The sequence below is a fragment of the Bradyrhizobium jicamae genome, assembly GCF_018130215.1.
Classification (GTDB): Bacteria; Pseudomonadota; Alphaproteobacteria; order Rhizobiales; family Xanthobacteraceae; genus Bradyrhizobium; species Bradyrhizobium jicamae_A.
In genome coordinates, this window is the sequence record NZ_JAFCKQ010000032.1 from 39,286 (window position 1) to 52,665 (window position 13,380).

At 65.1% G+C, this 13,380-nt stretch carries 14 protein-coding genes; 5 read left to right on the forward strand and 9 right to left on the reverse strand.

The window, feature by feature from the left end; genetic code table 11:
• Positions 1–11 precede the first annotated feature (11 nt).
• The 4 genes from JQ586_RS27515 to JQ586_RS27530 all read right to left on the reverse strand — a co-directional run bounded on the left by JQ586_RS27515 (position 12) and on the right by JQ586_RS27530 (position 3,793).
• Positions 12–842, reverse strand: coding sequence for a molybdenum storage protein subunit alpha (locus tag JQ586_RS27515; protein WP_212397766.1), 831 nt, complete (start codon positions 840–842; stop codon positions 12–14).
• A 14-nt stretch (positions 843–856) separates the two neighbouring features.
• The gene (locus tag JQ586_RS27520; protein ID WP_212397767.1) at positions 857–1,669 is read right to left on the reverse strand and encodes a uridine kinase; all 813 of its coding nucleotides are present in this window, start codon (positions 1,667–1,669) and stop codon (positions 857–859) included.
• Positions 1,670–1,808: 139 nt separating this feature from the next.
• Positions 1,809–3,134 carry an ATP-binding protein gene (locus JQ586_RS27525; RefSeq protein WP_212397768.1) on the reverse strand — a complete coding sequence of 442 codons (1,326 nt, stop codon included), beginning with the start codon at positions 3,132–3,134 and terminating at the stop codon, positions 1,809–1,811.
• Positions 3,128–3,793 carry a response regulator transcription factor gene (locus tag JQ586_RS27530; protein ID WP_212397769.1) on the reverse strand — a complete coding sequence of 222 codons (666 nt, stop codon included), beginning with the start codon at positions 3,791–3,793 and terminating at the stop codon, positions 3,128–3,130. The genes JQ586_RS27525 and JQ586_RS27530 overlap by 7 nt, the downstream gene beginning before the upstream one ends.
• A 237-nt stretch (positions 3,794–4,030) precedes the next feature.
• Between JQ586_RS27530 and JQ586_RS27535 the strand changes: the two genes are divergently transcribed.
• Genes JQ586_RS27535 through JQ586_RS27545 form a run of 3 tightly spaced genes read left to right on the forward strand, consistent with a single transcriptional unit; the run spans position 4,031 to position 6,067 of the window.
• Positions 4,031–4,816 carry a hypothetical protein gene (locus tag JQ586_RS27535; RefSeq protein ID WP_312017029.1) on the forward strand — a complete coding sequence of 262 codons (786 nt, stop codon included), beginning with the start codon at positions 4,031–4,033 and terminating at the stop codon, positions 4,814–4,816.
• A 58-nt stretch (positions 4,817–4,874) separates the two neighbouring features.
• Positions 4,875–5,267 (forward strand): hypothetical protein, encoded by a 393-nt coding sequence (locus JQ586_RS27540; protein ID WP_212397770.1) that lies wholly within the window; start codon positions 4,875–4,877, stop codon positions 5,265–5,267.
• A 32-nt stretch (positions 5,268–5,299) separates the two neighbouring features.
• Entirely contained in the window at positions 5,300–6,067 is a 768-nt protein-coding gene (locus JQ586_RS27545; protein WP_212397771.1) for a hypothetical protein, read from the forward strand.
• Between the two features lie 68 nt (positions 6,068–6,135).
• On the opposite strand, the gene JQ586_RS27550 is transcribed toward JQ586_RS27545, so the two are convergent.
• Positions 6,136–7,119, reverse strand: a complete 984-nt coding sequence (locus JQ586_RS27550; RefSeq protein ID WP_212397772.1) for a zinc-dependent alcohol dehydrogenase family protein — start codon at positions 7,117–7,119, stop codon at positions 6,136–6,138.
• A gap of 123 nt (positions 7,120–7,242) precedes the next feature.
• On the opposite strand from JQ586_RS27550, the gene JQ586_RS27555 reads away from it, so the two are divergent.
• A complete protein-coding gene (locus JQ586_RS27555; protein WP_212397773.1) occupies positions 7,243–7,818 on the forward strand; it encodes a TetR/AcrR family transcriptional regulator in 576 nt (191 codons plus the stop codon).
• A 134-nt stretch (positions 7,819–7,952) separates the two neighbouring features.
• Positions 7,953–8,975, forward strand: a complete 1,023-nt coding sequence (locus JQ586_RS27560) for a cyclopropane-fatty-acyl-phospholipid synthase family protein (RefSeq protein ID WP_212397774.1) — start codon at positions 7,953–7,955, stop codon at positions 8,973–8,975.
• On the opposite strand, the gene JQ586_RS27565 is transcribed toward JQ586_RS27560, so the two are convergent.
• The 4 genes from JQ586_RS27565 to JQ586_RS27580 form a co-directional block, all read right to left on the reverse strand.
• The gene (locus tag JQ586_RS27565; RefSeq protein ID WP_212397775.1) at positions 8,960–11,035 is read right to left on the reverse strand and encodes a pyridoxamine 5'-phosphate oxidase family protein; all 2,076 of its coding nucleotides are present in this window, start codon (positions 11,033–11,035) and stop codon (positions 8,960–8,962) included. The two genes, JQ586_RS27560 and JQ586_RS27565, sit on opposite strands and share 16 nt — an antisense overlap.
• Positions 11,036–11,095: 60 nt before the next feature.
• Positions 11,096–11,713 (reverse strand): glutathione S-transferase family protein, encoded by a 618-nt coding sequence (locus JQ586_RS27570; protein WP_212397776.1) that lies wholly within the window; start codon positions 11,711–11,713, stop codon positions 11,096–11,098.
• Between the two features lie 127 nt (positions 11,714–11,840).
• The gene (locus JQ586_RS27575; protein WP_212397777.1) at positions 11,841–12,254 is read right to left on the reverse strand and encodes a Rieske (2Fe-2S) protein; all 414 of its coding nucleotides are present in this window, start codon (positions 12,252–12,254) and stop codon (positions 11,841–11,843) included.
• An 8-nt stretch (positions 12,255–12,262) separates the two neighbouring features.
• A complete protein-coding gene (locus JQ586_RS27580) occupies positions 12,263–13,375 on the reverse strand; it encodes an amidohydrolase family protein (RefSeq protein ID WP_212397778.1) in 1,113 nt (370 codons plus the stop codon).
• Positions 13,376–13,380: the final 5 nt, after the last annotated feature.

Genomic DNA, 13,380 nt, shown 5'->3' on the forward strand with positions numbered 1-13,380 from the left:
AATCGGGAGGCTCAGGCCGGTCGCGCGCCGGTGTGGATGATCGACCCGACATGCTGGCCGCGCAGCGCCGCGGTGAGCCGTCCGGGAACGAGTCCGTTCACCATCTGCACCCGCGCGATATGCCGCGCATGTGCCATGACCTCGAGCAGTGCGGGATCGAACGGCAGCGTGCCCTTCAGCTTCGCCAGCTCAGCGGCGCTGGTCTCGCGCAGCAGCTGCGCCTGCTTCCCGTCGGGACCATTGGGATCCGTCGTGTACACGCCGTCCACATCCTCCACGATGGTGAGGCCGGCAGCGCCCAGCGCGTCCGCGATCAGGAAAGCGCCGACGTCGGCGCGATGCAGCGGGATGCGCGAGGTCGGGAATTCGTGGTGATGATAGGGCGGAAAGGCGCTACCAACGACCGCACGGGCCGCCGAAAGATGAATGGCGAGCTGGCTCGCAATGGTGGGGTGCTCGACATAAGAGACGCCCTCCGGCGCGAGCAGGCAGCCCAGGATGTGGCCGTTCTGCCCGGCCTCGCTTGCCGCGAGCGGCGCCAGCGATCCGACCGGCAGTCCGAGATCGAGGCCGACGCTGTAGAGATGGCGAGCGCGGATGCCGGCGCCGGTCAGGATCAGGAGGCGGTGCTCCGGCAGCAGCGAACGCAGCTCGTCGACGAGCGGAAGGATGGCCTCGTGGCCGCGATCCATGATGGAGCGGCCGCCGATCTTGACCACCTGCAACCATGGCAGCAGCTGGATCGGGCGGCCGCCCGCGACGGGACGGGTGAGATCGCCGTCGAGCAGGGTCTGGCGCGCGAGCGGCGAAGCGACATGCTTGATCTGGTTGATGACGTTCATGGCGATCGCTCCCTTCAGCTCGCGGTGATGATGGTGCCGACATGCTCACCCGCGAGCGCGCGGGTCAGATTGCCGGGAACGAGGCCATTGATGACCTGCACCTCGCGCACGTAGCGCGCCGAGGCCAGCAGGTCGAGCACCGGGAATTCCAGCACAGAGTCCTGCAAGCCCTTGGCCTTCATCTCGGCCACCGAGACCTTCGGGATGAAGGTGGCGCCCTTCGAGGTCTTCGGGTTCGCGGTGTAGAGACCGTTCTCGTCCTTCACATAGATCATCGCCTTGCAGCCGAATTGCTCGGCGACGAGGAAGCACCCGGCGTCGGTGCGATAGGGCGGGATCACGCCTTCGGCTGCGGGACGCATCCACAGGCTATAGGGCGGCATGCCGCTGAAGATCACGGCGTTCACCTCGGCGAGATAGAGCGGCACGGCCGAGAGCCCGGCACCACCGACCGCGGAGATGCCGTGCTTGGCCAGCAATTGCCCCAGCATCGCGGCGTTCTGGTCGGCGACGGAGGCGCCGAGCTGCGAGAGCACGCCGGCCGGCAGGCGAAGCCCGGCCGCGATCGAGTAGAGATGCCGTGCGCGGGTGCCGGCGCCGGTTCCGATCAGGATCTTGTGATCCTTGCGGGCGGCAACGATCTCGTCGACCAGTGGATAGACCGCGGCACGGCCGCGGTCGATCACGCTCTGCCCGCCGATCTTGATGACGGTTGCATCCGGCAGGATCCGGAAGTCGGTTGCCGCATCCGCCACGGCCAAGAGCTGAGGATCGGTGAGCGACCGCTGCATCAGCAGCGCCTCGAGCTCCGTCGTCGTGTCGGTCATGAGAATGTCCTTGTTTCCAATGCGTTGAAGCACAATTCATCGGACCCCTGAACCGAACCGGTCTCCACCGGCCGTTCCACGGCCCCGCATCCGATTGCCAGTGGTAGCGATAGTTTGGGCGGGTCTCAAGACGCAACGGTCATGACGTCGCCCGAGCGGCCTCATAGCCGACCACCGCCAACTTCACGGTGACGCGCAGGCCGGACCGTCCGGCACCGGTCATATTCTCGAACCGGATCGATCCACTGCCGCGATCGACGATCCGTTTCACGATCGACAGTCCGAGCCCGGCTCCGTCGCCACTCGGCTGACGGCCGCGGAAGAACGGCTCGCAAATGCGATCGATATCCTCCGGCGCAATGCCCGGCCCGGTGTCTTCGATCCGGATGACGGCCATGCCGTCTTCGCGATAGACTCCGAGATCGACGCTGCCCCCGTCAGGCGTGAACTTCACCGCGTTCTCGGCCAGGTTTCGTACCACCGTCATGAGCGCAAGCGGATCGCCGTTGACCGCAACCGGCTCGACCATGGTGAAACCGAGATCGATCTCGCGCGAGGCTGCCTCCGGCAGCAAATCGGCGACGACGCCCTTTGCGATGATGTCGAGTTGCACGGCCTCGCCGGCGGCGGGCGGCGCGGTATCCTGTCGGGCGAGCGCCAGGAGTTGCTCGAGCAAATTCCTGGTCCGCCGCATGCCGCTCCTCAGGGCTTCGAGCCGGTCATGCATCGCCGGCGGCATGTCGGGGGATTCGAGATTCTCGGCTTGCAGGCTGAGCGCCGTGATCGGCGTGCGGAGCTCATGGGCCGCGTCGGCGATGAAATGCCGCTGCTGCTCCATCATGGCGCGCACCCGCTCCAGCAGCCCGTTGATCGAGCCGAGGAACGGCCGCAACTCGCGCGGCGCGCCGGTCGCAGCCAACAGACCGACGTCGTCGGGCTTTCTTGTGTCGAGATCGTCGGCTAGCCGCAGCATCGGCCGGAACGATCGCTCGATCACCCACGCGGTCACCAGCAACAGGCACGGCACCAGCGCAGCGATCGGCAGCAGCGTCCGTACCGCCATGTCGCCTGCGATCTCGGTGCGGATTTCGGTGCGTTGCGTCACCGCAAAGCGGCTGCCGTCGGGCCGGGTGCGCAACAGGATGCGCACCGGCTGCCCCTGATACCGGTCATTGTGCAGCCCGTCCGTAAGTCTCCACAGCTGGCGCTCCTCGGCCGAGCCGTGGGGCGCGGCGCCCAGCTCGACGATCGCGACCTCTGAGTCCGCATCGACCCCGTTCACCGGCCCGCTTTGCCTGATCGAGGCGGTGAGCGCGAAGCTGCCGATCTGGACAAGGGAGGAATCCTGCATCTCGATCGCTTCGCTATACGCCCACAGATAGGCAAACGTTCCGCCGATCGCGCCGGTGAGCACGATGATGACGGTGAGCCCGAGGAACAGGCGCCCGCGCAGCGACGTCAGCATTTGGGACGATCCACCATCCAGCCGACGCCGCGCACATTCCGGATCGCGGCAGAACCGAGCTTTCGGCGCACGGCATGAATCAGGAATTCGACCGCGTTGCTTTCGACCTCCTCGCTCCAGCCGTAGATCTGGCGTTCGAGTTCGGCGCGCGACAGGATCGTTCCCGGCCGCGTCAGCAGCGCCTGAAGCAGGGCGAACTCGCGAGCGCTGAGCACGGCGGCCTCGCCGGCAAGGCGCGCTTCGCGGGTCGCGGGATCGAGGTGGAGTTCGCCATTGCTAAGCACCGGTGGCGCTCCACTGCCCTCGCGGCGCAGCACCGCGCGCATCCGCGCCAGCAATTCGGCGATCTCGAACGGCTTGACGAGGTAATCATCGGCGCCGAGATCGAGCCCGCGGATGCGGTCCTCGAGCGCATCGCGCGCGGTCAGGATGATCACGGGGACACGCCGGCTCTGCGAACGAACGGTCTTGAGGACGTCGAGACCATCGGTCACCGGCAGGCCAAGATCGAGCAGCGCAATGTCGTAGGTCTCGCTGCGGGTGGCCTCGATGGCGAAATCGCCGTCACGCACCCAATCCACGGCATAGGCCGCATCCTTCAGTGCCTCGACGACGGCCGCTCCTATCATCTTGTCGTCCTCGACCAGGAGCACTCGCATCGCTCGGTAAATCCATCATGATCCGCCCGGGAGAGGCCGCGGCGGAGTTCGCGCATGGCCGGCGGGCCCGGGGCGTCATCAAGCGATGATATCAGCCCAGACTTAGGCGGAACTTAGCGCCTGGCCGCGCTCCCAGACCTTCCGCCGAGGGCACTAAGCCGCAGCTAAGTCCCGCGGTGCACGCTTCCCCCGGCCTTCGGCACGGATGCCGGACATTCAGGAGCGGAGCTTTACACTGTGCAGGACTCAATACGCATCGGCCGCACGACGCTGAACAAGGTCCCCGAGGTTACGCTCGTGTTCTGGGCCATCAAGATCATGTCGACCACCGTCGGCGAGACCGGCGCCGACTACCTTGCCGTCCATATCGGCCTGGGGACATCAATCACCGGCCTTGTGATGGCCAGCCTGCTCGCGGTGGCGCTGCTGGTCCAGTTGCGCGCCGACCGCTACGTGCCATGGATCTACTGGCTGACCGTCGTGCTGGTCAGCATCGTCGGTACTGAGATCACCGACGCGCTGACCGACAGGCTCGAGGTCAGCCTTTACGCCAGCACGGCCGCCTTCGCGATCGCGCTGGCCGCCATCTTCGCCGTCTGGTTCAAGGTCGAACGGACGCTGTCGATCCACAGCATCGTCACCACACGTCGCGAGCTGTTCTACTGGGCCGCGATCCTCTTCACATTCGCGCTCGGCACCGCCGGGGGCGACCTTGCGACCGAAGCGCTGGGACTCGGCTTCAATGTCGGGGCAGTCGCCTTCGCTGGCCTGATCGCGGCCGTCACGGCAGCCTATGCGCTCGGCGCCAACACGGTGCTGACCTTCTGGTTCGCCTACATCCTCACCCGCCCTTTGGGGGCCTCGTTCGGAGACCTGCTGTCGCAGTCGCGCGACTATGGCGGCCTCGGCCTCGGAACCATCTCCACCAGCCTCGCTTTCCTGACCGTGATCGTCGCGCTGGTTGTCTGGCTGTCGTTCGACGGCGACGCGGGCCGGAACCTCAAAGTCCCGCTCAAGGATTGAATCCAACGCTCGTCCTGATGGACGGCAACCAAAGTCCTCTCAACCAAGGAGAACCATGATGAACAGGGCGATTCTCAGCGTCGCGACGGCAGTCCTCGCGCTTTCCGTCACGTTGCCGCACGCCAGCGGCGGACCGGCGCTGCTGCCGCGCGCGGAAGCCGCAGCTTCGAAACTCGGCGATCTCTCGCCGTTCCACGCCATCGTGATCGACGTTGCCGCACTGGTCGACAAGGGCGACCTTGCCGGCGCCAGGATTCGAATCAAGAATCTCGAAACCAGATGGGATGACGCCGAAGCAGGCCTTAAGCCGCGCGCGGCCGCCGATTGGCACACGGTCGACAAGGCGATCGACCGGGCGCTGGCGGCGCTGCGCGAGACCAGCCCCGACGCCGCCAAGTGCAAGCAGGCGCTCGCCGACCTGCTCTCGATCATGGACTCGATGAAGGCCTGATCATCCCGACCATCACCCGGAGCGCCGATCTCATGGACTTGACCTACGATACCGCGACCGCCGCCCGCGCCGGCAAGGTCCCCGCCGTCACGCTTGGCTTCTGGATCATCAAGATCCTCGCCACCACTCTGGGCGAAACCGGTGGCGACGCCGTGACGATGTCGATGGATCTCGGCTATCTCGTCGGCACGGCCATCTTCGCGATCATCTTCGCCGTTGCCGTCGCCGCGCAGATGGCGGCGAAGCGGTTCCACCCGCTCCTCTACTGGACGGTGATCGTCGCGACGACGACGGTCGGCACGACGTTCGCCGATTTCGTCGATCGCTCGCTCGGGATCGGATATCTGGGCGGCTCCTCGCTGCTCGCGGCACTGCTGGTCGTGTCGCTCGCCGCCTGGTATCGCACCATGGGAACGGTCTCGATCGCGTCGATCGACAACAAGGTGGCCGAGACCTTCTACTGGGTCACGATCCTGTTCTCGCAGACGCTGGGAACGGCGCTCGGCGACTGGATGGCCGATTCAACCGGGCTCGGCTACGGCGGCGGCGCACTGGTCTTTGCCGCCGGCATCGCGATCGTTGCCGCCGCCTATCTCTGGACCAGGGTATCGCACACGCTGCTGTTCTGGATCGCCTTTGTCCTGACCAGGCCGCTCGGCGCCACGGTCGGCGACTTCCTGGACAAGCCGATCGATCACGGTGGCCTGGCGCTTAGCCGCTACACGGCATCGATCGCGCTCGCGGTCGCGATCGCCGCACTGGTGCTCATCCTGCCGCAGCGGGCCGGAGACCACGCATGAGGCCATCTCCGAACCTGTTGTTGACTGATGGGTATAGAACGCCAGTCAACGAAGCCGATCCAGCCAGGTCAGGCCTTGCCGGGAGTCAGGATGACCTTGCCCTTGAACGTCGCGGCCTGTGCGATCGCCTCGGGGAATCGCTCCAGGCCGTAGGTGGCATCGACGGGGGCGCTGATCGCCCCGGATGCGACCATCGGCACGAGATAGTCGTACATCGCGGCGGTCACGTCGTCCTTCGCGGTCTTGCGCCAGTGACCGAGCCAGAAGCCGCGCAACGAGACCTCGCCGAAGATCGCGCGTTGCACCGAACCGCTGAAGGGCTGTCCACTCACCCCGCTGTAGACCACCAGGACGCCTTTCTGCGCCAGGCAATTCATCAGGTTCAGCGTAGACGAACCGCCGACGACATCGAGCCCGAGCTGGATCGGCGCCCCGCCGGTCTCCTTTCCGACGCGCTTCGCCAGATCCGGCCCGTCGACCAGTACAACGTCGGCTCCGAGCGACTTGAGCTCGGCCACCACCTCCTCGCGCCGCACCACGTTGACGGTCCTCAATCCAAGCGATTTGGCGATCGCAATCACCGCACGCGCCGTCGCCGAATTGGCACCGTTCTGGATCACCCATCCGTCGCGGGGGATTTTGACGTAGTCGGTGAGCAGGAGATAGGCGGTCGCCGGATTCACGCCGACCATCGAGAGCTGGTTGGCGTCCGCATGCTCGGGCAAGGGCCGCTGCCAGGACGTTGCGAACTTGACGCGCTCGGCCCAGGTCGGGGTCATGACCGGTATCAGCGTCCGGTCGCCCTCCTTGAGGTTCTTGACCTGCGATCCCCTGGCGATGACACGCCCGACGCCCTCGATTCCGAGTGTCCCCGGCAGCGGCGGCAAATAGCCGTACCGTCCCGCGATGACCAGCAAGTCCGTATTGTTGATCGGGGTCGCTTCGACGGCGACGACGACCTCATCGGGCCCGGGGCTGCCCAATTCGGGCACCTCGTTCAGCTTCACCACCTCCGCAGCACGTCCAAACGCAACCACCTGAATCGCCTTCATGGCAGGATCTCCCGTTGTTCTGTACTTGATAGTAAATAATGGACAGACGGTCAATGAGCTGAAATTGCTTTCACGGTGAGTTGAGGCCTTCACATCCGACGCGGGAGTACATAAAAGGAGATCATGGCAAGGCCGCGCAGCTTCGACCCGAATGATGTCCTCGATATCGCCCGCCAGATGTTCTGGCAGAAGGGCTTTCAGGCGACCTCGCTCGACGAGATCACGGCGGCAAGCGGTGTGGCGAAGCCCAGCCTCTATGCAGCCTTCGGCGACAAGAACGCGCTGTTCCTGAAGGTGCTGGACCGCTACCACGACGGCATATTGGGCTGGGCCGAGCGCGTGCTGGCACAGCCCGGGTCGGCCCGCGACGCCATCAGGCAATGGCTCACCGGGTTCATCCCGTATTGTTCGGGCGAGAAGGGACAGCGGGGCTGTTTGTCGATCAATTCAGCGGCCGACGGCTCGCTCGACCGGGCCGAAATCCGCAAGAGCATCGAACGCTACAACAGGCGCCTCGAGGAGTTGTTGCGCGCACGGCTTCGCGCCGACCGCGCCCAATTCGGCCGGGGTTTTGACCCTGACGTCACCGCGCACACGATCATGGTGGTGCATGCGGGATTGTTGGCGCTCGCGCACCAGTCGCCGGAGTCCAGGCGTGTGAAGTCCGTGATCGACCAGGTCATGAACCTGGTCGCGTGACCGCCAGTCCGCGCCGACCCTCCCCAGCAGAGACATAAAATCGTACAATTGCAACGAGTATCATTTGAGCGTGGCGCTATGCCGCGTGAGTAAACCGCTCGCGTTCAGAACGCTTTCACCGGTCAGGAGCGACCTTGGACATCGTTCTCATACTTCTAGTCGCCGCGACGATCATCGTCGCGTTGTCTGTGGCATATAATCTTTTGCATTACGTCCTTTTCCTCATGGTGACGCATCCAAGGGACGCGAGCGGGATAGGCCAGCAACTCAATCCATTCGAGCAGCGCCAATTGGTCGAGTGGGCGCCACGGCCGGACGACTTTCTCAAGCACGATGACGAGAAGCGGACGTACGACGACGTGTTCGGGACCTATCGCGACGAAGAGGCGAACTACAGCACGTGCATATTCCCCCGGACGGCATTTTCGCAGGCCTACGAGGCCGAATATGCGCTTCTGAAGCCCAAGGACGGGATGCGGTTGCTGGACCTGGGGTGCGGTTCCGGCGCGGCCGCTGCGTATCTCTCCAGCCGGCGCAACATCGACATCGTGTGCGTGACCAATTCATCCGTGCAAGCCGACATCTGCCGGCGAAAGTTCGCGAAGCTCGGCGGGCGTGGACAGGTCATCGTCACGGACTTCGACAGCCTCGATCTCCCGAACGACAGTTTCGACGCGATCTATTCGCTGGAGTCGATCGGCTACACCAAGGACCTGGACACCTGGCTGGCGCGATGCTGGCGAATGCTCAAGCCGGGCGGCCGCCTGCTGGTCCGCACACCGGGATCGCTGGATCATTGCCGCCGCGAGGAGGACTACCGGAGCGTCACCGCCTTCTTCGACAACTGGCGCTACAATTTCGTCGGCGCCAATCTTCTCGTCTACAAGCTGCGCCGGCTCGGCTTCGGCCCGATTCGCTATCGACGCCTGCAGTTCTGGGCCTGGGGCCTCACATGGAACTTCTTTCAACACCTGCTGCTGTGGAAGTACCGGCTGAAGATGCGCACCTTCGTGGAGCTGGAACGGATCATCTGGCGCACGTCGAAGGTATTCGTGTTCGGCAACCCCTATAACATCGTGCTCGCCATCAAGCCGAAGGCCGCACGGCTCTCCGAAGTGCCGCCCCAAACGGAATGCACCGATCAAAGCGCGAGCTGAACCCGATCCCCGCCGCCGGCTTCCGGTGCCGCAGGTACGGCGCAGCAGATCAGCACCTCGTTGCCGGCCACCTCGGCGGTGGGATCCTTCACATAGGTCACGGCACCTGCCTGCAGTCGGGTTCGGCACGAGCCGCAGTTCCCTGCCCGGCAGGAGAACGCGGGACTGAGCCCGCTTGCTTCCGCCAGCTCGAGCAACGTGCCCGATTCCGGCGTCCAGCGTGCCTCCTTCGAGGATGCGGTGAAGTCGACCGCAACCGGCTCGGTCGCCGGTGGCCGGCGCGTCGGCGCCGCTGACGCGACGTCGGGCGTTCTCACCAGCGACGACGGACCGAACGCCTCCGCATGGATCCGGTGGTCCGCAACGTTGTAGCCCCGCAAGCCGTCATAGAGCGACTGCGTGAAACGCGGCGGCCCGCATAGATAGAAGTCGTAATCGTTGAACGGCAGGACGCGCGACAGCAGCGCCATGTCGATCCGCCCGGCGGCGTCGTAGTCCGTACCCTCCGCAGCGCCATCGACGTCGCTGAGTACGCGGATGATCCGGACCGCGCCGCCGGCAGCGCTCGCGAGTTGCTCCAGCTCGCCGCCGAACGCACGATCCCGCCTGGCATGCGCGGCCTGCAACAGGAACGTCGACCGGATGCGTCGGGTGCGCAACCCCTCGTAGACCACGTGACGCAGCATGGCGAGCAGTGGGGTAATCCCGACGCCGCCGGCAAGCAGCACCGCCGGCCGCTTCTCGCGCGCGTCGATCGTGAACGCGCCATCCGGCGCGCGCGTCTCGATGAGATCGCCGACATGGATGTTGTCGTGCAGATGCTGCGACACCAGACCGTCGCGCTTGACGCTGATGCGGTAGATGCCGTCCGACGGCGCGACGGACAGCGTGTAGGTGCGGATGACCGGCTTGTCCACGCCGGGCAGAGACAGGCGGATCGGCAAATGCTGCCCCGCCTTGTGCGGAAGCAACCCTGCTCCATCATCAGGCCGGAGATGAAACGAGCGGATCGAAGCGCTCTCGTCGACGATATCAGTCACCTTGAACGGACGCCATTGCGTCGCGCGCTCGGCCGCCCTGATGCGGTCGGCGGCCTGCGTCCAGTCACCGGTCATCAGCGCGTTCGGCGACCAGCCATCAGCGCGGAAGGCCCAGCGCAACGGCAGCGCACCGCGTCTCCGCACAATGCGACGGGCGCGGAAGCGCCAGAGCCGTTCGGCGCCCTGAAATGCCGCGATCTCGGGAGACTCCAGGATCACCTCCGCATCACCGGTCATTTGCAGCATGTCGCCGGTCTCGAAATCGACGAACAGCAGCCCCGCCTTGCCGTTCAGGTGGATGTTGCCGAGCGTGTTGAAAAACAGATTGCCGGCGAAATCGGGAATCGTCAGGGTGCCGTCGTCGCTGATGCGGACAAAACCGGCTCTGCCGCCGCGATGCGAGACGTCGACCTGGCGGCGATCCTCGCGCTCGGCATAGGAGGCCACGAAGAACGTGTCGGCCACCTTGATCATGTCGCGCGTGGCCTGATCGAGCGAAGCGCTCTCCTCGATCTCACCGTTGAACGGCTCATCCGTCGCGCGGACGAACCTGAAGTCGCGCAGCTGGATGTATTGCGGACAATTGCCAAAGCTCTGGTCGACGTCGAAGCCGAGTGCGTTGCCTGATGATGAGCGAATGATTCCGTTCGCGCGGTTGCGGCGGCGGGTGTGCAACTCGATGCCCAGCAGCGCGATGGCGTCGCCCTCCTGCGCGCCCTCGGCCGCGGGATCGCCGGGGTCGGGACGCGCAGCGATCTCGAGGCTGCGCTCGGTCGGCGAGGAAATGAAGCCCGGCCGTCCTGTCAGCAACGTGGCCCAAGCGTCGCCCTTGCGGTCGACGCTGCCTAACACAATGAACGGAATCCGGGCAAAGAATTCGCGGTGCTGATCCGGCATGAAGTCGCGCACGGATCGCCGGCCCACGGACTCCATGCGCTCGGCGACACCGGCCTTCTGCTGGATCGCCTTTTCACCGGCATGCCAGGTCGCGAGCTTCGTCTTCGTTCGCCTGTCGCTCATTTCATCGCCCTCCCCGTCGGGGTTGGACGGGCGCGCCCGATGACGCGCCCGATCAGCTTGTCATGCTGCCGTCGCCAAACCGACGGGCGTCTTTGCAAACGGCACGAAGCCCGGCAGCGCCTCGATCCGGCGCAGGAAGGCGTTCACGTTGGCGTAGGTCGAGAGATCGACATTGCCTTCGGGAGCACTCGACAAATAGCTGTAGAGCGCCACATCCGCGATCGTCGGCCGCGCGCCGACCAGCCAGTCGCGATCGGCCAGATGCGCTTCGAGCCGCTTCAGCAATACATGCGCACGGCCGATCACATCTTCCGGATTGAACTTCGCGCCGAACACGGTGACGAGCCGCGCCGCGGCGGGACCATAGGCCACTTCCCCGGCGGCCACCGACAGCCAGCGCTGCACGGAAGCGGCACCCTTCGCATCGGCGGGCAGCCAGTCGGTGCGGCCGAGCCTGGTTGCGACATAGACCAGGATCGCGTTGGAATCGGAGACGATGGTGCCGTCGTCATCCAGCACCGGCACCTGGCCGAACGGATTGAGCGCAAGGAATTCCGCCGTCTTGTGCGCGCCCGACTTCAGGTCGACCTCGACCAGTTGGTGCGGCACGCCCAGCAGGGACAGAAACAGGCGAGCACGGTGCGCGTGGCCTGACAGGGGAAAATGATAGAGCTTCATGATGCAATTCCCGGAACTCGTGGACGGGGTCATTCCCGATCCGCGACCCCAAGATGGCTCATTGCACCGAACATGATAATCGCCGGCACTGGCACTTCATTATTGCGAATTCAGCAATAATCCGCGCCTATACCTCGACAATCACGTAATTGTCCTCGACGTGCACCGGAAACGTCTCGGCCACGTAGGGTCCCTTCTGCAGCTCCTCCCCGCTTTCGACCGCGACCGGAAAGGAGCGGACCTTGAAGCGCTTCGGGTCGAACCAGGACTGGCCGTTGCGGATGTCGAATTCCCAGCCATGCCAGGCACAGCGCAGCATTTCGCCGACGCGGTCGCGGTGGTACATGCCGGGCTCCGGCGAGGTCAGCCGCGCGACGCAGGCCGCCTTCTCCAGCGGCGCGCCCTCATGCGGGCAGCGATTGAGCAATGCGAAGAACTCGCCATTGACGTGGAACACGACGATGTCGCGGCCTTCGACGCCGAACACCCTGTTGCCCCCGGCCGGGATATCGCTGGTGCGCGCGACGATGTGACGGGCCATCCTGCGTCCTAGAACTTGTACACCGCGCGGGCGTTGCCGTTGAAGATCTTGCGCCGTTCGACCTCGGTCAGCGGCGTCTTGAAGGCGTAGCGCGCGTCGTCGTAGTCCCAGTGCGGATAGTCCGACGAGAACAACAGCCGGTCGATGCCGACCCATTCGATCAGCTGGCGCAGATGCCGCGCTTCGTCCGGCTCGTCGATCGGCTGGGTCGTGAACCAGAAGTGCTCCTTCACATATTCACTCGGCTTGCGCTTCAGATGCGGCACCTCGCTGCGGAAGCGCTCGAAATGCTGGTCCATCCGCCACATCGCCGAGGGGATCCAGCCGAAGCCGCCCTCGATGAACACGATCTTCAGCCTCGGGAAGCGTTCGGGCACGCCTTCGAGCACCAGGCTGGTGAGCATCGACGCCATCGTATGCGCGTTCGACTGGTGTTCTTCGCAATAATAGGAGGGCCAGCCGCCGCCGGTCGGCGCGTGCCCGCCATAGCCGCCGACATGAATGCCGAGCGGCAGATCGAGTTCTTGCGCGCGTGCATAGATCGGCCAGTAACCGCGGCGGCCGAGCGGCTCGTTGGCGCGCGGCGAGACGTTGATCTGGATGTATTCGCCGGTTTTTGCGCAGCGCTCGATCTCGGCGAGGCCGAGATCCGAGCCATCCTGCCCGACCAGGATAGAGGCCTTCAGGCGCGGATCGCGATGCGCCCAGAACGCGAGCTGCCAGTCGTTGATGGCGCGCTGGATCGCAGCGCCGAATTCCAGGTTCTGCTGCGAGAAGATGAAGAGGTCGAGCACCTGAAGAATCCCGAACTCGACGTCGAACGGATCGAGATGCTGCTTGCGCATGAAATCGAGGTCGGAGCCGGGGACGCCACCGGTCGGCGGCCAGGCGTCGCGCCGCGCGATCAGCGGCGAGGAGCGCGGATAGGGCGTGGTGCCGATATAGGGCGTGCGCAGGTGGCTGCCGTACTCCTTCAGGTGCTGCTGCCAGCGCTTCGGCAGGAATTCGTCGAGGTCGCTATGCGAACGAATGCTCGGATGGATGTCGCAGTCGATGATGCGCAAGCGCGTCGCGGCGGTCTTTTCCTCATCGAGCACCGGGCGGTCCATGACGTCACTCATGCAAG

What these genes read in the sequence shown, in the direction of transcription:
- JQ586_RS27545 (WP_212397771.1), top strand. Translation starts at nt 5,300, where the DNA reads ATGGACTTGACCTACGATACCGCGACCGCCGCCCGCGCCGGCAAGGTC.
- JQ586_RS27580 (WP_212397778.1), bottom strand. Translation starts at nt 13,375, where the DNA reads ATGAGTGACGTCATGGACCGCCCGGTGCTCGATGAGGAAAAGACCGCC.
- JQ586_RS27555 (WP_212397773.1), top strand. Translation starts at nt 7,243, where the DNA reads ATGGCAAGGCCGCGCAGCTTCGACCCGAATGATGTCCTCGATATCGCC.
- JQ586_RS27515 (WP_212397766.1), bottom strand. Translation starts at nt 842, where the DNA reads ATGAACGTCATCAACCAGATCAAGCATGTCGCTTCGCCGCTCGCGCGC.
- JQ586_RS27575 (WP_212397777.1), bottom strand. Translation starts at nt 12,254, where the DNA reads ATGGCCCGTCACATCGTCGCGCGCACCAGCGATATCCCGGCCGGGGGC.
- JQ586_RS27525 (WP_212397768.1), bottom strand. Translation starts at nt 3,134, where the DNA reads ATGCTGACGTCGCTGCGCGGGCGCCTGTTCCTCGGGCTCACCGTCATC.
- JQ586_RS27540 (WP_212397770.1), top strand. Translation starts at nt 4,875, where the DNA reads ATGAACAGGGCGATTCTCAGCGTCGCGACGGCAGTCCTCGCGCTTTCC.
- JQ586_RS27530 (WP_212397769.1), bottom strand. Translation starts at nt 3,793, where the DNA reads ATGCGAGTGCTCCTGGTCGAGGACGACAAGATGATAGGAGCGGCCGTC.
- JQ586_RS27570 (WP_212397776.1), bottom strand. Translation starts at nt 11,713, where the DNA reads ATGAAGCTCTATCATTTTCCCCTGTCAGGCCACGCGCACCGTGCTCGC.
- JQ586_RS27565 (WP_212397775.1), bottom strand. Translation starts at nt 11,035, where the DNA reads ATGAGCGACAGGCGAACGAAGACGAAGCTCGCGACCTGGCATGCCGGT.
- JQ586_RS27520 (WP_212397767.1), bottom strand. Translation starts at nt 1,669, where the DNA reads ATGACCGACACGACGACGGAGCTCGAGGCGCTGCTGATGCAGCGGTCG.
- JQ586_RS27550 (WP_212397772.1), bottom strand. Translation starts at nt 7,119, where the DNA reads ATGAAGGCGATTCAGGTGGTTGCGTTTGGACGTGCTGCGGAGGTGGTG.